Source organism: Limnohabitans sp. Rim8, assembly GCF_945869175.1.
In the GTDB taxonomy this organism is placed as follows: domain Bacteria; phylum Pseudomonadota; class Gammaproteobacteria; order Burkholderiales; family Burkholderiaceae_C; genus Limnohabitans_A.
This window is the reverse complement of the sequence record NZ_CAMBNZ010000095.1, coordinates 1-11003: the sequence shown is the minus strand read 5'-3', so window position 1 is coordinate 11003 and position 11003 is coordinate 1. Positions and strand designations below refer to the sequence as shown.

Sequence of the window (11003 nt, the reverse complement as noted above, 5' to 3'; positions counted from 1 at the left end):
GCCGACGCCGCAAACGTCTTACGGTACGCACAAGCTGATGATCGAATACATGGTGGCCGATTACACCCGCAAGGGCTACATTGACGGCCGTGCAGCGCGCCTGATGACCGTGACCGTGCGGCCCGGCAAACCCAACGGTGCCGCCTCTTCTTTTTTCAGCGGCATCATTCGGGAGCCACTTGCAGGCACCACCACCACTTGCCCGGTGGACGCTTCGGTGTCTCACCCCATGTCCTCGCCCGGCAACACGGTGCACGGTTTGATCACCGTGTTCGAAGCCAGCCGTGAAGCCTTTGGCGGCCGCATGGCACTGAACCTGCCGGGTCTGAACGTGAAGGTCAGCGACATGCTGGCCGCACTCGAAAAAGTCGCTGGCCCAGCGGTGCGCGCACGCGTGACTTTTGAAAAAGACGAGCGCATTGCCGCCATCGTGGACAACTGGGCCAAAGGATGCACTTTTGATCGTGCCCACGCCCTGGGTCTGCGAGCCGACGAGAGCTTCGAGGCGATCATTGCGCAGTACATCGACGACTGCAAAAACCGGCCCGGCTACCCTGCCGAAGCCCTGAACGGCTTGAAGTGAAATGCACACAGGCCGCCACGTCACAACAGCGTGGTGACCTTTTTGCCTTTGGCGCTCAGCCTCTCAAAAATGCGTGCTGATCGCCCCGCTGATGCGCCCATCGTCTTCGATGACCGCCATCCAGCGCCATTTGTCAAAGGTGGTGCAGGGGTGAGAAATGCCCAAAGCCACCCGGTCCCCCACCTGCGGCCAGACCCCTGCGACATCGAAGGCCATGTGCGCGTGCTGATCGCTCAGCGCTTTGACTTGCCAGCCATCGGGCGATGCAGCAATGCCAGTGCCAGCACGCTGGGCCCGTGGTGCCCAGCGAACCGGCATGGGCATGCATTGGTCAAAGGACACATCCCGCCGCCCTGCAGTCAAAATCGCCAGCCCCGGCTCGGGCACCGATTGCACCTGGGTCCACACCTCCAAAGCGGGCTGCAAGGAAGCGCTCAAACCCTCACGCGCTTGCACCAGCTTGAGGTAACGGGCGTAGTTCCAGTGGTCATGCGTGACATAACAGCCCGAGCGCAACACGCCTCGCACCGGTCGGCTTTTGACCTGGGTTTTGAGCATGGGGATGACCAGATCGAACACCGCCGAGCCACCCGCCGACAACAAGACCTCGTCGCTGCCCCACAGGTTTTGCGCATCAAGCTGCTGCACCAAGGCCTGCACACTGCGCACCAAGGCGCTCACGGCTTCCATGTCGTGCGCGCTGTCGCAACGCCCCAACCCACCCTCGTAACACTCCACACCGCCCAGGCGCACAACTGGCGAGGCGGCGATGGCTTGCGCCAAAGCCAGGGCTTGATCGTGCGTGCGACAACCGGTGCGGTAACCGGCAATGCCCAACTCCAGCAACACGTCCCAGCAGCGGGCATGGCCTCGCCGCTTGCCCCAATCGGCCAGGGCCTGCAACTGCGCGAGCGAATCGACCAGAAACCACACCCGCGCCTGCGGGTGCTGACGCAGCAAAAAGTCCAGGCCATCCAAGTCGGCATCGGCGACCAACTGATTGGCAATGATGGCACGCTGCGCACCCGCTGCCAGTCCCACCCGCAGCTGGTGCACATTGGCAAAGGTCAGACCCCAAGCCCCCGCCTGCAATTGCAGGCGAAACAGCTCGGGCGACAGGGTGGTCTTGCCATGCGGGGCCAGCGCCACACCCTTGCGCTGCACAAAATCCTGCATCCAAGCCAGGTTGTGCATGAGCGCCGGACGGCGCAGCACCGCCACCGGGTACGCCAAGGCATCGTCCAACAAATGCCAACCACGATCACCCAATTGCGACACGGCGCAAGGTTCTGCCGCCAAGGGAAAGCCCTTGCAAGCGGCGTTCAGTACAAAATCGTGTTCCATATCGCTTTGCTCCATTCACCATGTGGACCCTTTGACGTTGATTTTCCCACCGTGCGCTGAATACTTCTTGCTTTTGTTCGCATGACAGACCTCTCCAAAACCCTCGACGTTGTGGCCCTGGGCGAAGCCATGGTCGAGTTCAACCAAACCCCGGGCCAGACGCCTGGTGAACCCCTTGTGTATCTGCAAGGCTTTGGTGGCGACACCAGCAACGCCGCCATTGCCGCTGCAAGGGCGGGCGCCAAAGTGGCGTACCTGAGTCGTTTGGGGACCGACCGCTGGGGCGACCGCCTGATGGATTTGTGGCAGCGCGAAAACATGGACGCCACCCCTGTCCTGCGCGACGCGCAAGCGCCCACCGGCATGTACTTTGTGAGCCACGATGTGCAAGGCCACCAATTCAGCTATGCCCGAGCGGGCTCTGCGGCCAGCCGCATGCAGACACAAGATCTTGCACACTGGCAAGACACCCTTGCCAGCAGCCATTGGCTGCACTTGTCGGGCATTTCCTTGGCCATTTCGGCATCGGCCTGCGACACGGCTTTGGCCGCCATGCAATTGGCGCGCAAGCTGGGCACGCGCGTGGCCTTCGATTCGAATTTGCGCCTGTCACTGTGGCCACTGGCGCGCGCTCAAGCCTGCATCCGTCACGCCATCGGGCTGTGCGATCTTTTTTTGCCGAGCCTGGAAGACATGACCGCACTGACGGGCTTGACTCAAGCACAAGACATCATCGCCTGGAGCCATGCGCAAGGTGCAACACAAGTGGTGCTCAAACTGGGTGCCCATGGTGCCATCGCCAGCGATGGTCAGATGCAGCGCGCTGTACCGGGCCACAGCGTGCAAGCGGTGGACGCCACAGGCGCAGGTGACTGTTTTGCCGGCAACCTGCTGGCACGGTTGTCAGCGGGTGACAACTTGTGGGACGCTGCCGCCTATGCCAATGCCGCTGCTGCTTTGTCGGTACAAGGCTTTGGGGCAGTGGACCCACTGCCCCAACGCGAAGCCGTTCTGAACGCCTTGAAATCCGCATCAACAGGAACGCCTGCATGATCCCCCACAAAAAATTGATCGGCATCGACTGGGGCACTTCGTCGCTGCGCGGTGCACGGTGGGGTGACCAGGGTCAGGTGCAGGAATCTCGCGAGTTTCCACGCGGCATCCTCACCGTGCCACCCGGTCAATTTGAAGCCGTCTTCAACAGCCTGTTTGGCGACTGGATGCAAGCGCCTGCGCTGTGCCTGATCTCGGGCATGGCCGGCAGCCGTCAGGGCTGGCAAGAAGCGCCCTACTGCCCCTGTCCTGCGGGTTTTGCCGAACTGGGCCAGCACTTGCTGTGGTTGCAGCCAGGGCGCATGGCCTTGGTGCCAGGCCTGAGCTGTGCGGGCCTGGACGGCCTGAACACGCCGGATGTGATGCGCGGTGAAGAAGTGCAGATTTTTGGGGCTTTGCAATGGGCTGGCCGCGACAGTGCCACGCTCGTACTCCCTGGCACGCACAGCAAATGGGTGCAGGTGCAAGGCGGCCGTGTCACGCATTTCCAAACCTTCATGACCGGCGAGGTGTTTGCTTTGATGAGTCAGCACTCGATATTGGGCAAAACGCTGGACCTTGGTGGCGCCTTTGACGAGTCGGTCTTTATTCAAGGCCTTGCGCAAAGCCAGCAGCCCGGCAGTCTCTTGCACAAGCTCTTTGCAGTGCGCACGCTCGGATTGTTTGAGCGCCTGAGTGCGGCCCAATTGCCGAGCTATTTGTCTGGCCTGCTGATTGGCGAAGAATTGCGCACCCAAGCCGATACAGGCCCCGTGATTGTGGTGGGCAGCCAAGCCCTGACGCTGCGCTACACCTTGGCCCTGCAACACCTGGGCATCCCCAGCCAAAGCCTAGGGGAAGAAGCCACCTGGGCCGGACTGCATACCCTGGCTTCCCATCTCACGAACCCCGCTTGATTGAATGAACCACTTGCAAGACCCTCCATCAGTGCTGGCACAAGCCATGGCCCATCTGCCCTTGATCGCCATCTTGCGTGGCCTCACGCCTGCCGAGGCGCCTGCTGTGGGAGAGGCATTGGTCAGCAGCGGCTTTCGCATCATTGAAGTGCCCCTCAACTCGCCAGCGCCCTTGGACAGCATCTCAGCCTTGACCCGGATGTTCCCGCAAATCCTCATCGGTGCGGGCACGGTGCTGAACGCGCAGCAAGTCCAAGAAGTGCACGCGGCTGGCGGTCGATTGGTCGTCGCTCCCAACTTCAACCCCGCCGTGGTGGCGCAAGCCCTGGCCCTGAACATGGTGGTACTGCCAGGCGTGGCGACGCCCACCGAAGCCTTTGCGGCGCTCCATGCAGGTGCACACGGACTCAAACTGTTCCCGGCGGAAATGCTCTTACCGAGCACCGTCAAAGCGCTGCGAGCCGTTCTGCCTCCAAGCGCGGCTTTGATGCCCGTGGGGGGCATCACACCCGACAACATGGCGGCCTACTGGAAGGCAGGCGCCAATGGTTTTGGTTTGGGCTCAGCCCTTTACGCACCAGGGCGCAAGCCTCAAGAGGTGCAAATCAGCGCAGCACAATTTGTGAAGGCTTTCAAGGGTCTTGCTGGGTGACAGGCCCCACAGCGACCCGTGTGGGCTCGCGCAGCGCAGCCAGGCGATTCAAATCCCCAGATAGGCTTTTCGGATTTCAGGACGGTGGCTCAACTCGGACGACGCGCCCGAAGTCACCACACGCCCGTTCTCCAGCACATAGGTGCGCTTTGAAATCGCCAAGGCACGGCTGACGTTTTGCTCGACCAGCATGACCGCGGTGCCACTTTGGTTGATCGACTCAATGGCCCGAAACATCTCGCCGACAATGCTGGGAGCCAAGCCCAAAGACGGCTCGTCCAATAAAAGCAAACGAGGCAGGGCCATCATGGCCCGACCAATGGCCACCATTTGTTGTTGCCCACCCGACAAGGTGCCCGAGACCTGATTGAGCTTGGCCCGCACCGCAGGAAACAGCTCACACACTTGCTCAAAGGTGCGGGCACGCGCGGCCTTTGCAGCGGGGTGCATGGCGCCCAGTTCGAGGTTTTCACGCACCGTCATGCCCGTGAACAACCTGCGGCTTTCAGGCACCAAGGCCAAACCTTTTTCACACAAAAGATGGGGGGGCGAACTTGAAACCGTCTCACCCTCCCACACGATTTTCCCAGCGGCCAAGCGGTTGAGTCCCATGACAGCAAGGATCAATGTGGTTTTACCAGCCCCGTTGGGGCCGATCACGGAAACCAATTCGCCCGCATGGATCTGGAGGGAAACATCCCAAAGTGCAGGCGCTGCCCCGTAATTGACTTGAATTTGATCGATTTGGAGCATGTTTACACCATCGCCTCGTCACCCAAATAGGCCCGCACCACTTCCTCGCGCGCCATCACTTGCTGGGGGTCCCCCTCTGCAATGACCTCGCCCTGGTTGAGCACCACCAAGCGATCGGACAAGGCCAGCACAGCGCTCATGACATGCTCGACAAACACGATCGAGGTGCCTCTTTCCCGGATACGGCGAATGGTTTTTACGGCCGCACCGATCTCGGCCGGTGTCAAACCCGACAAAACCTCATCGAGCAGCAGCACCTGCGGCCGCGCCGCCAAGGCGCGTGCCAACTCCAAAAATTTGCGTTGGTGCAAGTTGAGCTCATCGGGAAAATGATCGCCCTTGTCCTGAAGCCCGGTAAACAGCATCCATTCTTGCGCCTCTGCCCGAGCTTGGGCGTCGGTCAACTGGGCACCGCCGTAATGCGCAGCCAGCGTGACGTTTTGGAGCACCGTCAGTCCGTGAAATGGCCGCGGAATTTGGTAGGTGCGCGACAAACCCTGACGGCGAATCCGGTGCGCTGGCCACCCCGCGCAAGATTGGCCTTGCAGCAGCACCGTACCCTCTGTGGGTCGGTAGTGGCCTGTGACCACGTTGATGAAAGTCGATTTGCCAGAGCCATTGGGGCCCAGCAAACCCAAAATTTCACCTTGGTACAAATCCAAGTCGACCTGATTCAATGCGCGAATGCCTGAGAAATGTTTGCTCAAACCACGCACTTCGAGCACTTTTTGTCGGTTCGCAAAATCTGAAGCCGGGGTCGTTGGGCGCTCCAGCACCAGTGCGGGGTCCAGGAGCAGGTCATGCTCTTGGGGTCCCTGAGCATGGTCATGGCTGTTTTGCACCAAGCGCTTGTGCTGTCGCAATTGCCAAGTTCCCAAAATGCCGCGGGGCATCACCAGAACTGCTCCGGCCAAAACCATACCAATGATGATTTTCCCGATCAAGGCACTGTCGCCTGCTGTGAAAGCGTGCATCAGCAGCGTGATCAAAATTCCTCCGAGCATCGGGCCTGCCCAATGCCGGCTGCCACCGAGCACACTCATCAAGACGACCATCAAAGGCACCGTGATGTTGAAGGTTTCACCGACCGTGACGTAAGACACATAAAGCGCATGAACAGCCCCCATGACACCGGCAAAAAAACTGGACAGTGCAAACGCCCCCATCTTGAGCCAAAAGGTGGGCACGCCGTTGACTTCGGCGGCGTCTTCGTCATCGTGAATGGCCAGCAGGCCCAAACCCGCCCGTGCATGAAACAACCACCATGCCACGGCCACACTCAAGACGGCCAAAATCAAACTGGCGTAATAGAAAGTGGAGGCCGGTTTGGGACCCCACTGGGGCAAGGCCACGGACATCAAATACACACCCGGGCCACCATCGATGGGCGTGTTCACGGCCAAAGTGGCCAAAACAAAACCCACGGCCAAGGTGATCAAGGCAAAAGACTCCCCTCGAATCTTGCGCACATTGAAAACGAGTGCCCCGATGGCCAAAGCCAATATGGCTGCCAGCACACCGCTGCCCAAAGCAGCTGGCACGACGGGCCAATCGGCTTTGGTGGCCAGTGTGGCCATGCCATACATGCCCACGCCAAAAAAAGCGCCATGTCCGAACGAAAAATAACCCGAATAACCCGAAAGCATGTTCCAAGATGTGGCCAGCGTGATCCAGAAAAGGATCACATACATCAAGGACTGCAGGTGCACTGGCAGTCCGATGTAAGGCCCGGCCGCCAACAGGGCGAGCAACGCAGAGAGCCAAAAAATCCGCTGAATCTTATTCATCACCACGCCTGAGCAAAAGAATCAGAATCAGCATCGTGAATGCCACCAAAGGGGCCCAAGTGGGCGCTATCAAGGCCTGGGTCATGGCCTCGCTGATGCCGATCACCAAACCACCCAACAAGGGGGTCACTGCCGAGCCGAGCCGACCGATCATCACCACCGCAAACACCACGCCCACCCAGGAAAAGATTTGCGAGGGGGCCAGTGTGAAGGTCAAGGCCACACACACGCCTGCACAGGCCGCCAAGGCAGCGCACAAGCCGGCCACCCCGATCGCCAAACGCTTGGCGTTGATGCCAAATGCCGTGGCGATGGCCGGATCTTCTGCGCTGGCCCGCACCGACTTGCCCATGTCCGTCCGGTGCAGCAACCACCACACCCCAGCCACAGCGGCGAGCGACATGCCCAAAGTCAAAGCTTCGGAGTAAGTCACCACCACACTGCCCAAGCGAAATTTGTGCTCTTCGTAAATGGACGACATGCGCCGGAAATCAGCACTCCAAACCCACTGCAGCAAGGCTTCTACGGATACGGTGATGCCGAAAGTCACCAGCAATGAGTTAAAAGGGGTGAGCGCGAACCGGGCAAACACCCCCTGGACGGCCATGCCCAAAACGGCAAACGCGGGCACCAGCAACAGCAAAGACACCAATGGGTCAACGCCCAAACGGGTTTTGAGCTCATAAGTGATGTAAGCCGACAGAAACACCCAAGCGAAATGCGCCAAGTTGATTTGCCGCAACAAGCCCCAGCCCAACCCAACCCCCAAGCCGATGAGGCCGTAGAGGGCACCGAGAAAGACACCTGAGGCCAGCGCTTGGAGTAAAAGCCCTGCGCTGGGCATGTCAGAACTGCATCTTGCTGCCGGGCAGGGCCATGTCTTTCGGATGGATCACCACCCACTTGCCGCCCTGCAACTGTTTGATGCGGTTCAGGTCGTCACCATAGTTGTTGAGGCCATCGAAGCGAACGCGCCCCACAATGGTGTCCACGCGGTTTTTCTTGAGCCACGCAGCGATCTTGGCGTCTTCCAGACTGCCCGCGCCTTTGACGCCTGCTTCCAGGAATTGCCAGCCCGTGAACGCATTGGCCGCTTGCAACTCGAACACGGTGTCGGGCAAATTGGCTTTGCCCGCCCGCTCGTTGTACATTTTGATGGCCTCGGCGTAAGCCGGGTTGTTGGTGAACGGGGCGTGCTGCTCAAATGTGGTCAAGGTCAAGGCATTGGCCGCCAAGGGCGACTGCGCCAAAGGCCCTGGCGTGGGGTACACATGAAAGTGGATCTTGGGCTTGTAATCGATCTTGTTCATGGCCTCCAGCAATTGGATGCTTTCCGCGCCAATGGAGCCAATCCAGACCATGTCGGCATTGGCTTCTTTCAAGCGCGAGGCAATGGGCCCAAAGTCGCGGTTGCCAAACTCCCATTCCAGCCACAAGGCTTCACGCAGTCCGCGTTTCTTGAAGACTTCACGGGCGCCCACCGACAAAAACACCACTGAAGGGAATTTGCTGGTGACAATCGCCACCGACTGCGGCTTGGCACCGCCCGCGGCAATGCCGTCGAGCAGGGTGTTGGGCACGGTGGTGCCCGGATCGATGCCCATCACATAGGCAGGGAAGTGCATGTCGTACTTGGCCAGTGACGGAATGCCAAACGAGTTGGTGATCAGCACCTTGCCGTTGCGTTGGGCCACGCCCATGGCGGCCAAGGAGTTGGCCGTGGCGTAAGGCCCCATCAACAAATCCACGTTGTCGCCAGAGATCAGCTGCTCATAAAGGGTGCGGGCCAAGTCGGGCTTGGATTGGTCATCCTTGACCACCCACTCGACAGGACGGCCCAGCAAACCGCCACGTTTGTTCAGTTGTTCGATGAAAATGTCGCCGGAAATTTTGTGCATCACGGCCGTTCCAGCCAACGGGCCGGTCAAGGACAAGGTGCTGCCCACCCGAATGGGCTTGGCCTGGGCGTGTACCCAGGTCCCCGTGGTGGAAAGCAACAAGGACGAACCGAGAGCTTTCAAAAAAGGCCGCTTTTGCATGGTGGATTCCTCAGATCATGTTGGGATGAAACACACAAAACTTTCAAAATTGATTATGTGAGGCAAGTCCGTTGCGGCCATTGGGAGTAACCCCCTGTCCTGCTGTCGCCAACGCGCTTGCGCTTGTCCAGACATGCGCTTCACAGTGCATCGAGCCGTTAGGCCATCGCACCCAGCCCCTGCGTGAAGTCGATTGCCTCTTTCACCCCCACATCGCCACTGAATTCATGACCACTCCACCCGTCTCCAGCGCTTTTACACCCACGGGTTCCACCCACATGGCCATCGCCGAAGTGGACCGCATCGTTGTGCGCGGCAAGGACCTTTGCCGCGATGTGATCGGTCAGCAATCGTTCACCGCCTATTTTTTGTTTTTGTTGACCGGCCAGACGCCCAGTGACAATTTGGTACGCGTGGCCGACGCCACTATGGTGTCTTTGGCCGAACACGGCCTGGTGCCCTCCGTGCAAGCGGCGCGCATGACCTTGGCCGCAGCGCCAGAGTCGGTGCAAGGCGCTGTGGCGGCAGGATTGCTGGGGTGCGGCCCCGTGATCCTGGGTGCGTCTGAAACAGCCGGTCAATTGCTCATCGCCATGCTGGCCCAATCTGCGCAGCATGGCCAATCTTTGGAAGAGATTGCACGGGAACGCCTTCAAGCCTTTCGCGCCGCCAAGCAAGCGCTGCCCGGCTTTGGTCACCCGGTACACAAATTGGGCGATCCACGGGCCACGAAGTTGCTTGACTTGGCCAAAGAGTGGGGTGTCGCTGGCGAGCACGTGCGGGCCTTGCAGGCCCTCGCATCGCAAGTCGAAGGCGTTTACGGTCGGCCTTTCCCCATGAACGTCTCGGCGGCCATTCCGGCGGTGCTGCTCGATGCGGGCTACCCTGCAGGGGCCCTCAAAGGCATTCCCTTGCTCGCCCGAACCGCCTCTTTGGTCGCGCACATTCTAGAAGAGCAAAGCCGGCCCATTGGCTTCAAGCTGGCCAGTGCCGCCGAACACGCCATGACCTACGATGGCCCGCCCGTGGCGCGCTGAAGGTCAAAGGCACGCCATGACCGAGTCCCTGCACTTGTCACCCTTGGAGGTCTTGCGCCAATTTGAAGTGCACGACTTTTCGATCGACCAATTTTTTCAGGCACGCCTGCGCGCTCTGGCACATCAGCCCATGGTGGAGTACCAAGACGCGGTCATGACCTGGCAGGCATGCGCCGAGCAATCTGACCAGGCCGTAGGCTGGCTCCTGGACCGGGGCATTCAAGCGGGCGACCGCATCGGACTGATGGCCTACAACCACCCGGCGACGGTGGTCTTGCTTCTGGCTTGCGCCCGCATCGGGGCCATTTTGGTGCCCTGCAACCCCGAGTTTGAAGCACGAGAGGCCCAATACATTTTTGAGCACGCCTGTGTGCGAGGCGTCATCTGTTCGCCCGAGCCGCTGGCCAAGGTTCAAGAAGCCACGCGACAGATGAGCCCGGTGCCGTGGCAAGTGGTGATCGAGCAAGACCAGCCGCAAGGTGAGGCCTCTTTGTTGCACCAGTGGCAAAACAGCACGCCCAACAGCCAGATGCGCTTTGGCACGGCCGACAGTACCAGCCTGATCATTTACACCTCGGGCACCACCGGATTTCCCAAAGGGGTGATGCACAGTCAGCGCAGTTATTTGTTGACGGCCGAGGCGTTTGTGCACCGCATGCACCTGCAGCCCGATGAACGCGTGATGTGTGTGCTGCCGCTGTTTCACATCAATGCACTGATGTACTCACTCGGCGGGGCCATGGCCTGCGGGGGCACATTGATTTTGATCCGTCGGTTTTCGGCCTCCACTTTCTGGCAACAAGCGGCGCAGACCCGTGCCAGTGAAGTGAATGTCATCATGTCTGCAGCGGCCATTTTG

General features: G+C 60.0%; 10 protein-coding genes and 1 pseudogene. 6 read left to right on the top strand and 5 right to left on the bottom strand.

Features of this window, described 5'->3' with window-relative positions:
- A pseudogene (locus tag Q0O19_RS12455) lies at positions 1-583 on the top strand (NAD-dependent epimerase); the annotation flags it as partial.
- 63 nt (positions 584-646) lie between these two features.
- Here Q0O19_RS12455 and Q0O19_RS12450 read toward each other — a convergent pair.
- The gene (locus tag Q0O19_RS12450; RefSeq protein ID WP_295523453.1) at positions 647-1927 is read right to left on the bottom strand and encodes an alanine racemase; all 1281 of its coding nucleotides are present in this window, start codon (positions 1925-1927) and stop codon (positions 647-649) included.
- Between the two features lie 81 nt (positions 1928-2008).
- On the opposite strand from Q0O19_RS12450, the gene Q0O19_RS12445 reads away from it, so the two are divergent.
- From Q0O19_RS12445 to Q0O19_RS12435, 3 genes are read left to right on the top strand one after another with little or no spacing between them, the layout of a single operon-like run.
- Positions 2009-2980 (top strand): sugar kinase, encoded by a 972-nt coding sequence (locus Q0O19_RS12445; protein WP_295523451.1) that lies wholly within the window; start codon positions 2009-2011, stop codon positions 2978-2980.
- Positions 2977-3876, top strand: coding sequence for a 2-dehydro-3-deoxygalactonokinase (locus Q0O19_RS12440; RefSeq protein WP_295523449.1), 900 nt, complete (start codon positions 2977-2979; stop codon positions 3874-3876). Before Q0O19_RS12445 ends, Q0O19_RS12440 begins: the two co-directional genes overlap by 4 nt.
- Before the next feature lie 4 nt (positions 3877-3880).
- Entirely contained in the window at positions 3881-4528 is a 648-nt protein-coding gene (locus Q0O19_RS12435; RefSeq protein WP_295523447.1) for a 2-dehydro-3-deoxy-6-phosphogalactonate aldolase, read from the top strand.
- A 48-nt stretch (positions 4529-4576) separates the two neighbouring features.
- On the opposite strand, the gene Q0O19_RS12430 is transcribed toward Q0O19_RS12435, so the two are convergent.
- The 4 genes from Q0O19_RS12430 to Q0O19_RS12415 are packed head-to-tail and all read right to left on the bottom strand — an operon-like array spanning position 4577 to position 9107.
- A complete protein-coding gene (locus Q0O19_RS12430) occupies positions 4577-5281 on the bottom strand; it encodes an ABC transporter ATP-binding protein (protein WP_295523446.1) in 705 nt (234 codons plus the stop codon).
- A gap of 2 nt (positions 5282-5283) precedes the next feature.
- Positions 5284-7068 (bottom strand): branched-chain amino acid ABC transporter ATP-binding protein/permease, encoded by a 1785-nt coding sequence (locus Q0O19_RS12425; RefSeq protein ID WP_295523444.1) that lies wholly within the window; start codon positions 7066-7068, stop codon positions 5284-5286.
- The gene (locus Q0O19_RS12420) at positions 7061-7912 is read right to left on the bottom strand and encodes a branched-chain amino acid ABC transporter permease (RefSeq protein WP_295523443.1); all 852 of its coding nucleotides are present in this window, start codon (positions 7910-7912) and stop codon (positions 7061-7063) included. The genes Q0O19_RS12425 and Q0O19_RS12420 overlap by 8 nt, the downstream gene beginning before the upstream one ends.
- Before the next feature lies 1 nt (position 7913).
- On the bottom strand, positions 7914-9107 hold the full coding sequence (locus Q0O19_RS12415; RefSeq protein WP_295523441.1) for an amino acid ABC transporter substrate-binding protein: 1194 nt from the start codon (positions 9105-9107) through the stop codon (positions 7914-7916).
- A 227-nt stretch (positions 9108-9334) separates the two neighbouring features.
- Between Q0O19_RS12415 and Q0O19_RS12410 the strand changes: the two genes are divergently transcribed.
- Entirely contained in the window at positions 9335-10144 is an 810-nt protein-coding gene (locus Q0O19_RS12410; protein WP_295523439.1) for a citryl-CoA lyase, read from the top strand.
- Between the two features lie 16 nt (positions 10145-10160).
- On the top strand, positions 10161-11003 hold an 843-nt coding region (locus Q0O19_RS12405; protein ID WP_295523437.1), incomplete at its 3' end, for a class I adenylate-forming enzyme family protein.

Excerpts from the sequence above, each read along its gene's own strand:
- Q0O19_RS12450 (WP_295523453.1), bottom strand. The coding sequence starts at position 1,927 with ATGGAACACGATTTTGTACTGAACGCCGCTTGCAAGGGCTTTCCCTTG.
- Q0O19_RS12445 (WP_295523451.1), top strand. The coding sequence starts at position 2,009 with ATGACAGACCTCTCCAAAACCCTCGACGTTGTGGCCCTGGGCGAAGCC.
- Q0O19_RS12440 (WP_295523449.1), top strand. The coding sequence starts at position 2,977 with ATGATCCCCCACAAAAAATTGATCGGCATCGACTGGGGCACTTCGTCG.
- Q0O19_RS12435 (WP_295523447.1), top strand. The coding sequence starts at position 3,881 with ATGAACCACTTGCAAGACCCTCCATCAGTGCTGGCACAAGCCATGGCC.
- Q0O19_RS12430 (WP_295523446.1), bottom strand. The coding sequence starts at position 5,281 with ATGCTCCAAATCGATCAAATTCAAGTCAATTACGGGGCAGCGCCTGCA.
- Q0O19_RS12425 (WP_295523444.1), bottom strand. The coding sequence starts at position 7,068 with ATGAATAAGATTCAGCGGATTTTTTGGCTCTCTGCGTTGCTCGCCCTG.
- Q0O19_RS12420 (WP_295523443.1), bottom strand. The coding sequence starts at position 7,912 with ATGCCCAGCGCAGGGCTTTTACTCCAAGCGCTGGCCTCAGGTGTCTTT.
- Q0O19_RS12415 (WP_295523441.1), bottom strand. The coding sequence starts at position 9,107 with ATGCAAAAGCGGCCTTTTTTGAAAGCTCTCGGTTCGTCCTTGTTGCTT.
- Q0O19_RS12410 (WP_295523439.1), top strand. The coding sequence starts at position 9,335 with ATGACCACTCCACCCGTCTCCAGCGCTTTTACACCCACGGGTTCCACC.